The sequence below is a fragment of the Marivita sp. genome, from assembly GCF_051251565.1.
Classification (GTDB): domain Bacteria; phylum Pseudomonadota; class Alphaproteobacteria; order Rhodobacterales; family Rhodobacteraceae; genus Marivita.
In genome coordinates, this window is the sequence record NZ_JBPOFB010000010.1 from 11,533 (window position 1) to 28,735 (window position 17,203).

The 17,203-nt window shown below is 60.0% G+C and carries 10 protein-coding genes and 1 pseudogene; 2 read left to right on the plus strand and 9 right to left on the minus strand.

Going from position 1 to position 17,203, the window contains the following annotated elements; genetic code table 11:
• Window positions 1-3: 3 nt before the first annotated feature.
• From ACSHXH_RS13345 to ACSHXH_RS13360, 4 genes and pseudogenes are all read right to left on the minus strand, one after another.
• Window positions 4-1,080, minus strand: a complete 1,077-nt coding sequence (locus tag ACSHXH_RS13345; protein ID WP_435672302.1) for an ABC transporter permease — start codon at window positions 1,078-1,080, stop codon at window positions 4-6.
• Window positions 1,081-1,176: 96 nt separating this feature from the next.
• Window positions 1,177-2,543, minus strand: a pseudogene (locus ACSHXH_RS13350) (CmpA/NrtA family ABC transporter substrate-binding protein).
• 264 nt (window positions 2,544-2,807) lie between these two features.
• Complete coding sequence (locus ACSHXH_RS13355; RefSeq protein WP_435672303.1) at window positions 2,808-3,980, minus strand: CmpA/NrtA family ABC transporter substrate-binding protein; 1,173 nt, start codon at window positions 3,978-3,980, stop codon at window positions 2,808-2,810.
• Complete coding sequence (locus ACSHXH_RS13360; RefSeq protein WP_435672304.1) at window positions 3,977-4,561, minus strand: ANTAR domain-containing response regulator; 585 nt, start codon at window positions 4,559-4,561, stop codon at window positions 3,977-3,979. Before ACSHXH_RS13360 ends, ACSHXH_RS13355 begins: the two co-directional genes overlap by 4 nt.
• A gap of 716 nt (window positions 4,562-5,277) precedes the next feature.
• Here ACSHXH_RS13360 and ACSHXH_RS13365 point away from each other — a divergent pair.
• Both ACSHXH_RS13365 and ACSHXH_RS13370 read left to right on the plus strand, forming a co-directional pair.
• Window positions 5,278-5,988, plus strand: coding sequence for a cyclic nucleotide-binding domain-containing protein (locus ACSHXH_RS13365; protein WP_435672305.1), 711 nt, complete (start codon window positions 5,278-5,280; stop codon window positions 5,986-5,988).
• Window positions 5,989-6,024: 36 nt separating this feature from the next.
• Complete coding sequence (locus tag ACSHXH_RS13370) at window positions 6,025-9,282, plus strand: ATP-binding protein (RefSeq protein WP_435672306.1); 3,258 nt, start codon at window positions 6,025-6,027, stop codon at window positions 9,280-9,282.
• On the opposite strand, the gene ACSHXH_RS13375 is transcribed toward ACSHXH_RS13370, so the two are convergent.
• The 5 genes from ACSHXH_RS13375 to ACSHXH_RS13395 are packed head-to-tail and all read right to left on the minus strand — an operon-like array spanning window position 9,279 to window position 17,148.
• Window positions 9,279-10,622, minus strand: coding sequence for an NAD(P)/FAD-dependent oxidoreductase (locus ACSHXH_RS13375; RefSeq protein ID WP_435672307.1), 1,344 nt, complete (start codon window positions 10,620-10,622; stop codon window positions 9,279-9,281). The genes ACSHXH_RS13370 and ACSHXH_RS13375 overlap by 4 nt on opposite strands.
• On the minus strand, window positions 10,609-11,928 hold the full coding sequence (locus ACSHXH_RS13380) for a radical SAM protein (protein WP_435672308.1): 1,320 nt from the start codon (window positions 11,926-11,928) through the stop codon (window positions 10,609-10,611). Before ACSHXH_RS13380 ends, ACSHXH_RS13375 begins: the two co-directional genes overlap by 14 nt.
• Entirely contained in the window at window positions 11,925-13,760 is a 1,836-nt protein-coding gene (locus ACSHXH_RS13385; protein ID WP_435672309.1) for a ferritin-like domain-containing protein, read from the minus strand. Before ACSHXH_RS13385 ends, ACSHXH_RS13380 begins: the two co-directional genes overlap by 4 nt.
• Entirely contained in the window at window positions 13,757-15,577 is a 1,821-nt protein-coding gene (locus ACSHXH_RS13390; RefSeq protein WP_435672310.1) for a hypothetical protein, read from the minus strand. The genes ACSHXH_RS13385 and ACSHXH_RS13390 overlap by 4 nt, the downstream gene beginning before the upstream one ends.
• The gene (locus ACSHXH_RS13395; RefSeq protein ID WP_435672311.1) at window positions 15,574-17,148 is read right to left on the minus strand and encodes an FAD-binding oxidoreductase; all 1,575 of its coding nucleotides are present in this window, start codon (window positions 17,146-17,148) and stop codon (window positions 15,574-15,576) included. The genes ACSHXH_RS13390 and ACSHXH_RS13395 overlap by 4 nt, the downstream gene beginning before the upstream one ends.
• Between the last annotated feature and the right edge of the window lie 55 nt (window positions 17,149-17,203).

The following is a 17,203-nucleotide window of genomic DNA, read 5'->3' on the forward strand; positions in this document are numbered from 1 at the left end:
CGCTCACCGGTTGTTCGTGAAGGTAAAGAGCGATTGCAGCGCGTACATCACCCGGTCCAGCAGGAAGCCGATGATGCCGATGGTCAGTACCGCGACCATGATCTTTGCAAGGCTTGAGCTTGAGCCGTTCTGGAATTCGTCCCAGACGAATTTCCCAAGGCCCGGGTTCTGCGCAAGCATTTCCGCCGCGATCAGTACCATCCAACCGACGCCAAGCGACAGACGCAATCCGGTGAAGATCAACGGCAGCGCCGAGGGCAAGACAAGCTTGGTTATCTTGGTCCAGGTGTTCATTTTGAGCACCTTGGAGACATTAACCAGGTCCTTGTCGATGCTGGCCACGCCAAGGGCCGTGTTGATCAAGGTCGGCCAGAGCGAACACAGGGTCACCGTCACTGCCGAAATAACAAAGCTTTTCGGAAAAAGCCCGTCGTTGGATGCGGCGAGAGCCGAGACAATCATCGTCACGATGGGAAGCCATGCCAGTGGCGAGACTGGTTTGAAAATCTGGATCAGCGGGTTGAGCGCTGCATTGGCAATCGGCGACAGGCCGGATGCAATGCCCAAAGGAACAGCGACAACTGTGGCGATCAGGAAGCCAAAAAACACCGTCTGGATCGAGGTCCAGATTTGCTGGTAATAGGTCGGTGCCCCAGTATAGGCGCGGGCAACCGGGTCTTTGCCCTGTTCGATACGGCGATCGTTCAGCTGTGCGACCTGCGCGTCGAACTTGGCCTTGCTTTCTGCCTTGGCCTTTGCGTCCGCGTGCAAGTTGACGGCCTCGGTCCAGACTTGTGCAGGTCCGGGCACCGCACCAAGCGAGGTCTGGACTTTGGGTGCCAGCGCCCCCCAGAGCATCAGGAACGCGATGATAGCAATGAGCGGGACGGCCAGAAGACGCCAGATTTCTTTCATCTGCGCTGCCGGGTTGTCGCCAGCACCGGCCCGCAGAACAGGGGTCAGCCAGGACAAGCCCAGAATCTGGAACCATTTATCAGCCGCATTGATGCGTGTGAAAAGCCTTGCGCGGCGCGCTTCGCGGTCAGCTGTTTCAGCGAAATTGGGATCGACAGTTGTCATGTCTCGGATGTCCTCATCGGCCGGAAGGAAAGACCCCCGGGTCAAACCCGGGGTGTTGAAAATGCGGCACCGGACCGGAGCCCGGACCGCTGTGGGTCAGCCCTTGACCTCGTTGCCGACGATCATCTGTTCACCCTTCAGACCAATGGGCAGGCTTTCGAGATAGGCATTGGGCGCACGGCCGTCATATGGGATGCCGTCGATGATATCGGCCGCCGGTGTCGGTGCTTTGTAGCCATCGCTGTCCCAGGGGAAGTCCGCCTCGTTGGCAAGGCCTTCGTCGACCAAAAGGCGGGCTGCCTCTAGGTAGATTTCCGGCTTGTAGACCGATTTGGCGACCTCGTCGTACCAGCTGTCAGGCTTGGCCTCGTCAATCTGACCCCAGCGGCGCATTTGTGTGAGGTACCATATGGCGTCCGAGTAAAATGGATAGGTCGCGTTATACCGGAAGAAGACGTTGAAATCGGGGATGTCGCGCTTGTCGCCTTTCTCGAATTCAAAAAAGCCGGTCATCGAGTTGGCGATAACTTCATAATCAGCGCCGACATATTCAGGCCGGCTTAGGATCTCGACCGCTTCGGGACGGTTGGCGTTGTCGTTCTCGTCGAGCCACATCGCCGCGCGGATCAACGCCTTGGTGATGGCCAGGGTCGTGTTCGGATTTTCCTCGGTGAAGCCCTTGGTCAAGCCAAAGACTTTTTCCGGGTTGTTCTTCCAGAGCTGGTAATCGGTGATGACCGGCACGCCGATGCCTTTGAACACCGCCTGCTGGTTCCACGGCTCGCCCACGCTGTAGCCGTGGATCGTGCCCGCTTCGAGCGTTGCTGGCATCTGAGGCGGCGGTGTCACCGACAGGAACACATCCGCCACAATCTGGCCCGAGATGTTTTCCGGGCTGTAAAAGCCGGGGGTGATGCCGCCCGCGCCAACCAGTAACGCAGTTCATAATTGTGCGTCGAGACCGGGAACACCATGCCCATGTTGAATGGTTCGCCCTTGGCGTTGAAATGCTCGATCACGGGCACCAGCGCTTCGGCGGAAATCGGGTGCTGGGGGCGGCCATCTTCCATCGACGGAATATGCGGGCGCATCAAATCCCACACCTCGTTCGACACGGTGATACCGTTGCCATTCAAATCCATGGAAAAGGGCGTAACGATATGCGCCTCGGTGCCATAGCCGATTGTGGCCGCAAGCGGCTGACCGGCCAACATATGCGCACCGTCCAACTGGCCGCCAATCACGCCATCCAAAAGCACCTTCCAATTGGCCTGCGCTTCCAGAGTGACGAACAAACCTTCGTCAAGGAAATAGCCTTGCTCATAGGCGATCGCGAGCGGCGCCATGTCTGTCAGCTTGATAAAGCCAAACGTCAGTTCGTCTTTTTCAAGGTCAAGCAATTCAGCGAACGTGGGGCTGGCCAAGGCCGTTGTTGCGGCAAGGCTCAGGAGAAGCTTTCTCATGGTGTTTCCTTTCGAAGCGCCCGTTCCGACAAGGAGAAAAAAGACCGGGCAGAAATAGAAAAAGGGCCGACACTAACCACCGGACGAAACCGGCGGAGAGTGAGCGACCCTGCTCATGTTCCCAATGGTGGGAGGAATTCGTTCTGCTCACCCCGTTGTGAGCACGAGACGACCATGCCGCGATGCAGCGAGACATTCCAACATATTGTTCACGGGACATTCAGGTTTAGTGCCGATTTATCACGGCGCACAAAAAACGTGCTTTCAATCCGGTGGAAAGTCGAAAACCTGTGCGTTGAAAAAGTGATTTGGCAGAAGTGTCAACGTGCCAGCAGCCGATGCCACCGGTGTTGCATGCAGAATCGCCCCTTCGACTTTCTCGGATGCTCCGGGCATGTCGCACCCGGTTGCCCCCATATGCATCCGGTACAGCTCCGCGCGGTACACTTTGGAAATGGCATCCATATCAGTCGCGCTGCCAATGCCGTGGTATTGGGCAAGATGCTGACCGATCCATTTCGCCTGGCTGCGCCAAGGAAAATTCGCGGCCCCCTCGTGAAACAACAAAAATCCATCGACTTTTCGCTGCTCGCCGCGGTCCGATACCAAGAGATGACCCGAAAGCGCGCGATCAATCAGCTCGGGCGGCACATCGAGGTAGGACTTGCGCGACAGCAAGGTCGCCGCTGCCAATCGGGCATCAGGATCGGCGAGCCAACGCCCCGCCCGCCACAGCGCGCGCATCAGCCGCCCCGTCAGGTCCGGCTCAGTCTCGGCCCATTCGGTGCGTACGGCCAGCACCTTTTCGGGCGCAAAGCTCCAGATCGAAGTGCCGGGCAACAGCAGCGCGCCAGAGCCCTGTTCAACTGCAACAGAGCCCCAAGGTTCACCAACGCAAAACGCATCGATATCCCCAACAGCCAAGGCGCTTGCCATAAGCGGCGGGGGCACCGTGCGGATCACGATGCCATTGGGCCCAAGATCAGTTGCGGCGCTCCAATACCGCAGAAGTTCCACATGCATCGAAAACGGGAACGGAACGCCAAAGATGATGGGTCCACCCCGAACCTTGGCCAACGCGCGGGCGGCCTTCACCGGGTCAACGAAGTCAAACTCGAAGCCAATGGCACGCAGTTTCTCTTCAAGCGGTTTACCGACGCCGATCACGTTGCCGTTGACCGACAATACCGACACCGCGCTCATTGCTGTTGCGACGCCGCCAAGACCCATGGCCATGGCCACCGGCACAGGTGATAGCATATGCGCTGCATCGACCCGTCCAAAGGCCAACATATCGCGGACCGAGGACCAGGACGGCGCGGCAATGAGATCAAGCGCAATGCCTTCGGCATCCGCAAACCCCATTTCCTGTGCAACAATCAAAGGGGCCGCATCGACAAGTGGCATATAGGCGACCGGAATTGTGACCCGCTTCATCCCAACAGCCCCGCCGCCGTCACAAGCGCTTCTGCGACATCTGCGACGCGACGCCCCTGATCCATCGCAGTCTTGCGCAAGAGCGCATAGGCGGCGTCTTCGTCAATGCCTTTCGCCTTCATCAGCAGACCCTTGGCGCGATCGATAACCTTGCGCTCTTCCAACGCGCGGCGTGTCTCGGCCAGTTCATTGCGCATCTGGCGCACCATGGCAAAGCGGGCAATCGCAGTATCCATGACGGGTTTGATGCGTTCAGGTGCAAGACCGTCAACCACATAAGCTGACACGCCCGCGACAATCGCCGCTTCCGCCAACCCATCGGAATTGCCCGACACAAACATGGCTACGGGCCGGTCCAGCGGCCCTGACGCAAGGGTCAATTCCTCCAGCATGTCGCGGGTCGGATTGTCGATATCAATCAGAACGATATCTGGGCCGTACCCAGCAATCTTGCGCTCCAGTCCGCTGGAATCGCCAACAACCAGGACGTCGCACGCACAAGCGTCCTTGAGAGCATCGACGATGGATATGGCTCTGTCGCGGTCCTGTTCGACGACGACAATTCGGATCGGGCTTCGCATACAGCGCAGATGCAATCTTTCGTTTGAAACTTGCAATTGCAGACCATCGGTACGCCATCTTTGCGCTGCATATTTTGCGCACAGGGATCAAGTCTGCTCACAAAATGGGCGAACATCCTTCTTTTGCCGCCTCTCAGCGGGTGCGCGTAGCCGCTTATCTTCACATTTGTTCTTTCAATGCACAGGCCCCGTGATTACTGACGCAGCCGCCGCCACATACCCGACCCCAAGCGCAAGCACACGAACAACGGCATGCTGTCGCCCGGTGCCTTCGAAATCAGACAGCAGAAACTGAGCGAGGCAGGCGTCTAGCAAATTAAGGGCACCTCACCGAACCTTTGTCGCACCGCCGTTTGGGCGCTTGGAAGGCTGAGGCTGGTTTTTGGCGGAACCCTCTGTCAAGGGGCCTTGGTGCATCGTGTTAACCGGGAAATCGGTCATGAACTTGCGTTTCACAACGTGAGCGCGCGGTGTGGGGCTGCGTTTGAACGCACGATAAGTCTTCCGCGCAACCTGAGTAGGCTAACGCGGACGCGGGTCCGATTGGCCACCTTGTCCCGCACCAAAATAAAAAAAGTGTCAAACCCAAGAGACTGATTTAGATATGATTTATAGGAATTATCTCAGCCCACAGTCTAAAGTTGTTTACCTCAAGTCCCGCTACCGTTCTTCGTGATATTTAGCCGGGTCAAGGCACCAGAACAAGGCACAGCACCATGGACAACACACCAGCGCTGTTTTTCGACGCTGTCGGCCTGGCAGGCGTCGTGTTCTACATCACCGCATATGGCGCGCTTCAGGGTGGGTTCCTGCGGGGCAACGGCTATGTCTACACAACCATGAACCTGATTGCTGCGGTGCTGGTTCTTGTGTCCCTGACCAACAATTTCAACCTGTCATCGGCGCTCATCCAGATCATGTGGATCGCGATCAGCGTGTTTGGCCTCGCACGCTATTTCATCCTGCACCATTCAACCAGATTGACCCCAGAAGAAGCCGCCTTTGCGCGCTCAAAGCTTCCCGATATTGCAAAGCCGCTGGTGCGAACGTTCTTTCTGGCGGGGCGTTGGTCAAACCTGCCTCCGGGCACGGTGATCGCCACCGAAGGCGAAGAGCTGAGCGCGCTGGTCTATCTGCTGTTGGGCGAGGCCGAGGTCAGGCATAGGGGCAAAAACGTGGGCCAACTCAAATCCGACATGTTTGTCGGAGAATTGACCTGCTTTGATGGTGGACGTGCGACCGCCACCGTTGCCTTGACCAGCCCTGCCCGTGTCTTTCGGATCGCGTCCAAGGACCTTGTCAAACTGGGTCAGCGCACGCCCGAATTGCGCGCGGCCATCGAACAAGCCATTCGGCGCGACACCGGGTTGAAACTCGTCGCCGCGAACACGAAATTGAGCAGCCCAACATCATGGGTTGAAGCATAACCCAACAACCGCCGTGGCGGGGAGACAGACCAGTCGATGTCGGATACATTCACAGACCTGTCTGATTTTCTGGCACGGATCGACCTGCTCCAGCTGCGGGATCGGCTGGTGGCTGAAGATATAGATTTGACCGTGTTGCCACTGTTGGATGACGCCGACCTGCGGGAACTGGGCCTCAGCCTTGGACAGCGCAAAAAGCTTCTCAAGGGCCTTAAGGCGTCTGACAGCACCACTGCCGCCCGCCCCCCCGAGGCGGACCAAGACAAGCAGACTCCCGTGCAGCTGCGCAGGCTCAGCGTTCTGTTCTGTGACATGGTCGGATCAACCGAATTGGGGGAACAGCTTAGAATAGACGAGATGCAGGTGGTCTTTCAGCACTACCGCGACATCGCCACGATCGTTGCAGAGCGCCACCACGGTCACATGGCGGCATCCCAAGGCGATGGTCTGGTGATCCTGTTCGGCTATCCGCGGGTTCTTGACGGGTTTGCAGAACGCTGCCTTCTTGCAGCGCAGGATTTGCAAAACACCCTGTCCCAAAGGCCGGTTGTCCTTGATGGGCATGCCCCGATCCACATTGCCACGCGCGTCGGAATCGCGTCCGGGCAAGCCGCAGTTGGACACGCACGCAGCGACGTATCAGGCGATCACATGCACCTTGTCGGCCCCGTCGTGAACCGCGCCGCGCGGTTGCAAACCGTTGCCCACCCAAGCGCCTGCGCCGTGGACCGCAAGACACGCGATCTGACCAAAGCGGCCGTGCTTTATGCAGAGCCCGAGGCGCATGTGCTTAAAGGGCTGGCAGATCCAGTCGAGGTCTTTCATGTGCAGGGCTTGCGGCGCAGCGCCGACACACCGTGTAGTCCGATCACGTTGGTCGGACGCGCATTCGAGATCGCTTTCCTTTCCGATCTTTGGGGCAAAGCGCAGGTGGGCCAAACCCGCACCGCGACCATTTCGGGCAATGCGGGCATCGGCAAGTCGGCATTGGTCCAGAGCTTTCTTGCCACACATGCCGCCCCCCCGGTGCGCGTGCTTCACATGCGGTGCTTGGCGATGGCCGCGCAATCTCCGTTACACCCCGTGGCGCACGCGATGACCGCGCTGATCGGGGCACAAGATACCCCGAACGCGATCACGCAGCTTTTGAACCCACCCACGCCCGAGATGGCACAAAGAGCGGCACAGCTTCTTGATATGGTCGATACGCCGATGCGGGACACTGCAATTTCGGCAGACGACCGGACGGCCATTCTTGAGCTGCTGACCAGTTGGATGATCGGCAGCCATGAGCACCCAACAATTGTTGTGCTGGAAAATGCACAATGGGCGGATGACACGACCCGCGACCTGATGCTGCGCACCGCAGCCCACGCGCGGGATACTGGCGCGCCGTTGTTGATGCTGGCTGTCACCCGCGACACCAGCCACGGTTTCTGGGATGTGCAGACCGGGGATAGCACGCTTGCCTTGCCCCCGCTGGACAGAGCTGCGGCCAAGACACTTTTACACCGTTCTCTGCGCGGCAATCCAGTGCCACATTCGGTCAAGGACAACGTCCTGTATCACGCCGATGGCAACCCATTGATGCTTGAAACGCTGGGTCATGCGCAGGCGCAGCAACATCTGCCCGAAGTGACTGACACGGTCGAAGTGCCGCACACGATCTACGAATCCGTATCGCAACGTCTGGACAGTATTCGATCCGGGCGCGGCGTGATCGAAGCGCTTGCCGTGCTGGGCACAGCCGCCAGTTCCGATCTTTTGCGCGCCGTGGCACACACCGACACGCGCGACCTTGACCAAGCGCTTGAGGCGCTTCACCGCGACGGGCTGATCGACCAAGACACAGACCCTGACGGCATTCGAATCCGTCACAAGGTCTACCGGGATGTCATTTACGAACAGATCGACGGGCAATCGCGCCGCCAGTTGCACCTTGCCGTCTATCACGCCCTGCGCGACAGTTTAACCGTCCAGCCCGAGATCCTCGCTTCCCATGCGCAGGCGGCGCAGGACTGGCCCAACGCGTCAGCACACGCGCTTGAGGCAGGGGACGCGTTCCTGAAACGCTCGGCACTAGTCGAGGCGGGGCATTTCTTTGACATGGCCGATGGGGCCCTCGCCCGCCTGCCCGACAGCGCCGCCATCAACCGCAACCGTTTGCGCGCGATCACCGGGATGGCCTCGGTGGAGCGGTCGCGGTTCGGCATTTCAACGGACAAAAGCGCTGCTCTTGGTCAGCGTGCCGTGCAGCTTTCGCGCGAGATAGGTGACGTGAAATCCGAGTTGTTGGCGCTCAATGGGCTGTATTCGCATGCGCTTGTGCGGGCAGATTATCCCAAAGCACAGGACTACGCGCAGGCGCTTTTGACCGCTGCCGGAGAAAGCCAAAACAAGACATTCGTGATGATTGCCACCCGCGCCATCGGAGCTGTCGCCTTGCACCGGGGCGATCAGGTCACGGCCAAGCGCAATTTGCGCCTTGCCTTGGATCAATATGACACGGATGCGCATTTTCCTTTGGCGCACGCCCATGGCTATGACCATGCCGAGATCTGCGCAGCCCTGTTGTCCATGTCGCTGTGGATCAGCGGCGATCTGGCCGCGTCCCGGCACTTCAGCACGTTTTCCATCGAGCATTCTCGCAGTATTGGCCACGCGCATTCGCTGGCGCAGGCGATCTCGTTTCGGGTGATGCTGGGCGCGATCGCGCGGCACGGGTCCGAAATGACCGAGATCGGCAACGAAGGCATCGAAGTGGCCGAGGCCCATGGCATCCGCGTCATGCGGGCAGCGTCGCAGTTTTATCCGTTCGCCACACACTTGTGCCTGCGGTCCAACCCGCCAACCGAGGCCGAGCTGGTTGAACTGGGCGGGCGCACAGATGAGTGGTTGGCTGTAAACCCCTACAATTATGGACCGGCGATGGCCTCGATTCTGGCAGACGTGTATTTGCGTGCGGGCGATCTGTCCGCAGCAGACCGCATTATGGACCAAGGCACCAAGACAGAAACCGCCACCGGAGAGACCTGGACCTCGTCGGAGATGCTGCGCATGCGGGCGCGGATTGCCGAAGCGCGTGGAGATGCGGACGCGGCCTATCGATTGCGGGCTGATGCCTTGGAAACGGCCCACCGCACACAGGCCGCCACCATCGCCCTTCGCATCACCTGCGATATTGCCGAGGCCGATCCAAACCCGGCCACGATCCGGGTGGTGGCAGAGGCGATGTCAAAGATGATCTCGCATGATGACGGCTGGGACGTCCGGCGTGCAGAGGCTCTGCTTTAGCGCGCGGCCGCGACCTGAGCAAACGCACCGCCCAATACCAGGTGCTCCAGCACGTTGAACACATGAGGCATTGCGTGTTGACGCCCCAATCGGGTTGCCACCTCTTGCACTGGCGCGGGCGGACGGCAGGCCGCTGCGATATCAAGGGCTGTGACCGGGCCAAAGCCGGTGAACACGTCACCGCTGGCTGGAAGATCAATGGCCGGGGTCCAACGGATGCAATCACGGTCCAGCACCGGCGCGCGAGTTAGCGGATGGGCCAGCGTCACCGGTCCGGGCCCAAGCTGGGGAAGAACAATGCCAGTCTCAATTGGGTCAGGCTGCTGAAACCAGAATGCGCCATGGAACCGGCGTTGATCTTGGTACGCCCGCGCGGTGGCGGTGCGGGCGGCGGCAACGGCTTGAGTGTGTTTGTGGCGCACAAAGGCCATAGCCGCTTTGGTGTCACCTGTCGGATCAAGGATCGTGCGCACCGCCACTGCTGCCTGCACTGCGCTGCGCACGGCATGCACCAGCCCATGCGATGCGATGGGATCCCGGGCAAGCGCGGCATCACCAACAAGGATATGGCGCTGGCTGACGACCGGATCGTTGACCGCAGAAAGGCCCGCCGCCGCCGGTGTGCCAACGGTCAGCGATATGGCATGTGCGAAACTCGGGCTGTCGGACAGGCACGCCTGCGCGTAGGCCAAGCGCTGATCAGCAGTCTGACCCGACACACATCGCGCAGATTGAAACAGTGCGCCATGCACCATGCCCACATCGAGGCTGGACGCCCACAACCAGCCGTCCGGCATCGCCTCGAGCCACATGGTATGATTGGGTGCGTCGATCTGTGCGGTAAACGGCAATGCCACCAGATCGGACGCGGGCCGCTTCGTCGCATGTCGCCCGCGCGCATCAATGACCATCTGGCACGTCACCGTGCCTGCATCTGTTGTCACCTCTGCGCCAGTGTCACCTGTGATGATCTTGCGCACCCGCGCAGGTAAGAACCGCACATGCCGCAGAGCGTCGGACCTGAGCGCGGTGTGCAAGGCCATACGCGGCAACAGCAGCGGGCCATCCCCCTCGAACACACGGGTTTCAGGAGTGTCACGCCAGTGCATGACCATCTGTGCGGCGGGGCCTTCGCTGGCAGCGCAAAGCGCATCCAAAAGCCCAATATCTTCGGCCAAAGGCGCCCCGGATGCAGGGAAGCTTTCAATGGTGTGGCTGACACCGGACGTCACGGCATCAACCAGCAGCACATCCACCCCTGCCAGGCCAAGTTGGCGCGCGACGATGGCACCGGCCGGGCCTGCACCCAGAACCGCCACCTCGGCCTTATGACTGGGCATCGAACCAATCGGGGCGAAGGGCGGTTAACCGTGCATAGCTGCGCAGACCGTAGTCCAGCCATCCACGCACAAAATCACAGGCGGGGCGACCGGCGTGCAGCACCTCTTGATGACAGCCCCCACCGCAAAGTTTGCGCGCCCAACAGGTTTGACACGGGCTTTGCCGCTCGACCGTGCGGGCGTCCAGAAATGCAGTCCGCGCGGTGTCGTCTGGCCCTGTATCAAGGCTTCCCATCGCGCCAAGGGGGTCTTTTACAAAGCGGTGACAGGCCGAATAGTCCCCGGCTGCATCCACCGCTAGGTAGTCGCGCGCGGCCCCACAGCCGTGGCTGCGGGGTTGACCGCGATGCAATTCGCCCAGCACGGTGGCCAGATTGGCGAACGGGTGGTCCCGCCCGGACGCGACCGCATCCATCCAGACCTCTCCACACGCCGTCATGGCGTCCAGCAGGCGCGCGAAGTCCTGTCCAGCCAAGGCACCCTTTCCCGTTGGTGACGTAATCATCGGCGCCACACCCACGGACGCAAAGCCAAGCGCGCCAATGTCTTCAACCACTTGCAAAATATCGAGGTTAAGCGGGGTCACGGTGACGCGCGCGCCCAATTGGATACGGTTGCCGCGGTCCAAAAGCGGCGCGATCCGTTGCGCCACGCGGTCAAAGCTGCCCTTGCCCGCGCGATCGGGACGCAATCGGTCGTTCACGTCGCGCCCACCATCAAGGCTGACCGTGACAGCAAAGCGGTGCTGCGCAAAGAACTCTGCATCCTCGGGGGATATCAACGTCCCATTGGTGGTGAGCGAATACCCCACCTGCACCGCGCGCGCCGCGCCACGGGTGTTGGCATATTCCACCGATTTGCGGATGAGATCGCGCGCCACCATCGGCTCACCGCCCATGAACGCGATCTTGACGCCGCCTCCGGGCACCGTTGCGGTGATCAGCTGGTCAATGGCGCGCTTGGCCACCTCCCAGCCCATTCGTGTGTCCGCCCCGCCAAAGCTACCGCCTGCCGCATAGCAGTACCCGCAGGCAAGGTTGCAGGTCTGCGACACGGTCAGCGCGAGCGCGCGCACCGGGTGCACATCAACACTTGGCGGGCCTGCCTGCATTGGCGCGTCCAGGCCCAATCGCGCCAATTCGGCATGCGCGGTGTCGTCCCCGGCCAGCAACGCCGCGCGCATCCGGGCTGCTTCTGGCGTGGACAGACCAAAAATCGCGGCCGTGTCGGCCATCAGCAATATATCCCCCGCGACATGGGCCAGTGCACTTGAGCGCGTCTCTTGATCGGGCAAAACCAGCGTCATTCGAATGCCGCAAAGAAAGGCACGCCGATATTGTCGCGTGCCAGTGTCAGGGCAATGTCGTTGAGATCGTGCATCGCGTCACGGGCCTCTGTGATCTTGGCGTTCGCCGCTTGCATATCGCCCAGCGCCGCCTCGATGGCATACGCATCGGCAAGCGCCGCAAGTGCGTTCTTGATCTGCTGGACCGCAGGTTTGACCGCATCACAGCTTGGATCGCCTTGCGTGATCGGGCGCAGATACAGCGGTTCTTGGGCCGCGTATGGCGCTAAAAGCCGTTTGACATCACGGAACTTTTGATAGTGCTGCATGCCGTCGCTGTCGATCCGCACTGCGAGTTGATACAGCCCTTCGGGATAGGGATCCTTGGAGTCCCGCAAGAGGCCCACCAACTTGACATATTCGGTGTCAAGATGCCCGCCCGGACGTTCCACATCGACAAAGTTCTGCAACACGTCCTGCGTCGCGGGCCGCAATTGGCGCGGGCGCCGGACCTCAGTCTTCGTGTCGCTGGCGTCGGGTTCCCCGATGGTTTCAGCGGCCATCAGACAGGGCGTGTAGGGCCCAAGTTTCGGATAGGCCTTATGAACCAGCCAAAGCGTCTGGTTGACCCAACGCAGGTGGGTCATCTCACTTAGGGCGACCGACAGGATCAATTGCCGGGCGGCCCGCAGATCGTCGCGCAGACCCGGCCACGACGCCTCTTGTTCAGCGGTGACCTCACCCGGTTCGCGCAGGCTGAAATAGGCGTAAAGATATTCCATCGCCAGCGTCAGCTCCATCCCGGCAAGCTGTTCGCTCAGGTCGGCCACCATCTCTTCCAGGGTCTCGTAAGGGATCAGTTTGAGCAATGTCGGCACCTCGGGCGTGCCTTTGGTTTCCTGCCCCTGCAACACAAAGTCGAGCTGTTCCCAATGCAGGTTGATCTCGTAGGGGTCGTAGCGTTCCGAGCGGGCTTTGGGCAATGTCGTCAGGGCAGAGACATCCCGAAGCGGCTCGTGCCGTCGCCGCATCCAGTCAATGAAGGTCACAGCCTGTGCCGCGTCATCCGCGTCGGTGCGGTTTTCAAGCTGCTGCTGCGGGTCGTCCACCTCGCCCAACACCACATCGGGGTGGTTCGAGGCCCAGTAGTGGCAGGCACAATCGCGGAAATCATGGGTCCACGGACTGCACATCGACGATGTCAGTTCACCCGGATGATAGACCGGATCAATCATGCCCTCGTCATTCACAAAGATGCGCCTCCGCCCTGTCAGCAACACAGGAACACCCGAAGGCGACCCGTTTGGCCCGCGTTGCGTGAGGCCGATGGTCAGCGGTTTGTCGGGCTCGATCAGCCGGATGATCCACCACGCGGTTTCGCCTTCGTAGGGGATCAGGCCAACCCCGTTCTGGTAGAGCGAATAGTCGTAGAGCATGATCCGCTTGCCGTCCTGTTCGACGAAATGCAGATACCATGTGCCATCGCCCAGCGCCGCCCCTTCCGGCCCCGCGAATTGCCGTTTCAGATCTGTGATCCAGGACGGGCCATCAGCGGTAAAGTGATCGGCGATGATCGGATCGCCCGCCGGATCGGAATAGACCAACCGTGCGCCTTGTGTGCCGTCGGGACCAGCGGGTGTGATGCCAAGAAATTCAAACACCAGCCCCGGAAAGAACCGTACATCCAACTGGCGGACATCAAATTCCAGCCCCGGAAAGCAATTTCCGACACCGGACTCCATCAGGGTCGAGATCGGATTGCCCAGCACCGGTTCCGCATAGACAGGATTGCCATGCGGGTCTGGCCTGGGCGCATTGTTGAGCTGCCTTGGGCTCTGCGATTTCGGGCTCATGACTTGGCCTCCGTCTTGTGTCCATCAAGGTCCGGCTGGACAGTGTGTTTCCAGTCGTCTTCGAGTTTTTCAAGATAGGCCATCAGCAGATCATATTGCCGACGCGTGACTGACAGGGGCACCCCCATCGAATGGCGCATATAAGGCGGCATACGCATGTCGTACACCTGCCCGGTGATCGCGCGCGGATCGCGGTAGGTGATGTCATCGAGACCCGTCCTGTCGCCGAAATCGACTTTGGCATCCGGTTGAACACCGGGGATCTTGGGCAGCTCGGCCACATGGGCAAAAGGCGGGCGCACGATACGGCGCACGCGGTCAGGATCGCGCACAAGAAAGGCGCGCAGGATGGGGCTGTCACACATGCGGGCATGCACCTGTTGCACCACTTGCGTATAGGGCAGCCGGTCATTCGCACCCGAACGCGGTTCAATCGTGTCGCCCTGCCCCGGCGTATATTCCGGCGTCAGGCTCGCATAGGGCGCGTCGGCGTCGCGCATGGATTTCGGCCCCAGCCTTGGGGTCATTCCGGCGTCCCAATCGGGATCGTTCTCGTCGGGTTCGCTGAGCATTTGCGCGTTGCCGTCCAGCGCCCATGACCGTCTTTGGTCAAGATTCACAAGGCTTGCCGTCTCAAAAATCCGACGGAAAAGATCGAGAATTTCAACCGGAGTGCCATCAATATCCAACGCGGCAGGCGGCAGATCACGGTCGTCCAATTCATCCTTGATCGAATACATCGGCCGTTTATCCGGCGCAAAGTCGGGCGGGCCGGCCATCGACCGCGCCTGTGCCTTATGCGCGATCCCGTCCACGGCCAGTTCGGCGGTCAGCACCAGGTCACAGGTGTCGTCGATCACCCCCCAACTGTTGCCAGACCCGACCCGCGCCCCATCGTAGCTGTCCATGGGCGTGGGCCATTTCGGGGCATTGTCGGTGCGGAAATTATAGCCAGACCACGGCGTGTCCGAGCTTAGGATGCGGTTTTGCTTGCGTGTTATCTTGTGGATATTGCCGTATTCCGTAACCGCAGGCGCAAAGGCACCGGGCGGCAAGGGTGACGAAGGGGCCTTGGCCGCTTCGGGGGGGCCATAGGCATCGCCCTTTCCGGGGGTAAAACGAATGCGGACCTGATCCAGCCGTGTCTGACAATTCAGACCGTCCAAGTTTTCCACAAACGTCCGGATCGTGCCAAGCGGCAGCGGCGCGTCTTCGCGCACTAGCGGCACCTGATCTTCGGTATGCGGACTGATCGCATCCAGATGATGGGTCTTGTAGCTGTCGGCGGAAAACACTTTGCGCGCGATAGCCGCACAGGAGGCCAGCTTCGTGCGCGCTTCGGCCTTGCGGTTGGCCGCGACCACGGTAAAGCGCAGGTGCTCGAGTGTGGTGCCCCGCGCCTTTAGAAACGCCTTAGTGACGGGGACGTTCACAACCGCTCCATCCAAGTCCTGCACACGCGCCCAAAGTTCAAAAAAGGGGGCGACGGGTTTGATCCGCCCATGCCGGTCTTTGAAGCGGATTTCGGTTGGTGTCTCCACCCTCAGCGTGAACGGATGATGCCCGTTCCCCTTGGTCGAGGTCTCGATCAGGCTGGGCGCGGGTTCGATCATCGTCTGCACCCCGCGCGCCGGATTTTCATCTAGTTTCCAACGGTAGGCGGGCATCGGCTCTTTTGATCCACCAACACGGGCGATGGCCATGGGTGGGTCAAAGAATATGCCCAACAGGCGCCCTTGTTGCGGGTCACGCCCACACCACGGGGCGCAGGTGTCGGGATCGGCATGGGTGCAGCTGGGTTTGATTGAGGTAGTCATCCTGCGTGCTCCACTTGGTCAATGCCAGGGCCTGTCACGGGCACAGGTTTTGGCCCAATGCTTTGTTCAAACCAGAACATGTTATGCGGATCGACCTTGGCCTTGATCGCTTGCAGACGGGGCAGGTTTTGCCCGAAATAGGCAGTCAGGAAATCCTTGGTGCCCCGGCGCGGATAGTTCTGATACCGCCTTCCGCTGCCCATGCCGCTTGCGATCTCTCCAAGACCGTCAAGCCAATCGACCGATGCCTGCTTGTGGCTGTCAAAGGTCCAGAAGGCCCAACTGAACATATCCACGGACGGATCCCTGTGAACAAACGCCATATCGGTGGGCTTTGGCTCCGCAATCTTGCCACCGTAAAATTCGACGGCAACGAAACAGGTCTTGTCGGGCGCGTTCAGGAAGTGATCGACCACATCGTGCCAGCGGGTTGCCGAATGGTGATCATTGATCAACCAGCCCTCGACCAGCGGCTTGGTGTTCATCGACACGTTCGGCATGTCCAGCCCCGGCGGGGTTACGGTCTGCAACAGCATCTCGTTCAGGCGGGTATAGTGGTGCTTGTCGGTCCAGATCTCGACATCCGCTTTGGGGTCTTCGAGCGTGGCAAGCAAGGGTCCAAGTGCCGCCTGCGCCTCTTGGCGGGTGCCATCGTAAAGCCCGCGTAGCGACAGACAGGGAATTTGGCCGTCAGGATGATCTGCGTCCGGCAGGTACATCATCAGCGCCTGATGCCCCATCTTGGGCGGGCCGGTGTTGGAATACTCGGCCTGCAACAGCTCCAGCACACGGCACACCCTGTCGATATCGGCCTGATGCGCGTGTCGCATGTTCCAACGCAAGCCAAAGCCAAAGAACTTTCGATCCAGTGGCACAGGAGTGTAGAGCACCTCAAGCAGCACGCCGAACTGGTTGCCCGTCCCGCCACGCACCGCCCAGAACAAGTCTTCGTTCTGATCGGCATTGGCGGTCACAATTGTACCATCAGCCAGCGCTATGCGCACACCGATGACCCGGTCGCAATTCATGCCGAACAGCCGCGACGTAAAGCCGTAGCCGCCCCCCATCATGTAGCCCGCGACGTTCACCGTCTCGCATCCGCCACCGGGCAAGTGCAGCTTGTGATACTCCAACATCCGGTTCAGTTTGCGAAAGGTCACACCGGGTCCACAGCGCACCGTTGCAGTGTCCGGGTCTACACCCACATGGTTGAGCCCAGAGGTGTCGATCACAACCTGATCGTTGACCGAATATCCGGCAGTGCAATGTCCCCCGGACCGGGCTGTGACCTGAAGCTTGGATTTGCGCGCGAATTTGAGCGCGGCCACGACATCCGTGTCGCATTCGCAATACACGATCACCTGCGGATATTGCTGGTAAGTGTGCATAAAGATCATCCGGTCGTCGTTGTACCCCGGAGCCCCGGCAAGTTGGACACGGCCACTTAGCTTTTGTTGCAGCTTGGCAAGATCATCGGACTTGTAAGATGGAAGACCGGTTTCTTTCTCTTTGAATGTTTTCCAACGGGCTTCATGACCGTGATGATGGCTGCGATGATCTTTTTGCGTCAATGCTAAATTCCTTGTAAAAACGTTAGCGTAGTCGCAAAGCTCCAAGCTGTCGCAT

Coding starts and splice junctions, on each gene's coding strand:
- ACSHXH_RS13345 (WP_435672302.1), bottom strand. CDS start 1,080: ATGACAACTGTCGATCCCAATTTCGCTGAAACAGCTGACCGCGAAGCG.
- ACSHXH_RS13355 (WP_435672303.1), bottom strand. CDS start 3,980: ATGAAGCGGGTCACAATTCCGGTCGCCTATATGCCACTTGTCGATGCG.
- ACSHXH_RS13360 (WP_435672304.1), bottom strand. CDS start 4,561: ATGCGAAGCCCGATCCGAATTGTCGTCGTCGAACAGGACCGCGACAGA.
- ACSHXH_RS13365 (WP_435672305.1), top strand. CDS start 5,278: ATGGACAACACACCAGCGCTGTTTTTCGACGCTGTCGGCCTGGCAGGC.
- ACSHXH_RS13370 (WP_435672306.1), top strand. CDS start 6,025: ATGTCGGATACATTCACAGACCTGTCTGATTTTCTGGCACGGATCGAC.
- ACSHXH_RS13375 (WP_435672307.1), bottom strand. CDS start 10,622: ATGCCCAGTCATAAGGCCGAGGTGGCGGTTCTGGGTGCAGGCCCGGCC.
- ACSHXH_RS13380 (WP_435672308.1), bottom strand. CDS start 11,928: ATGACGCTGGTTTTGCCCGATCAAGAGACGCGCTCAAGTGCACTGGCC.
- ACSHXH_RS13385 (WP_435672309.1), bottom strand. CDS start 13,760: ATGAGCCCGAAATCGCAGAGCCCAAGGCAGCTCAACAATGCGCCCAGG.
- ACSHXH_RS13390 (WP_435672310.1), bottom strand. CDS start 15,577: ATGACTACCTCAATCAAACCCAGCTGCACCCATGCCGATCCCGACACC.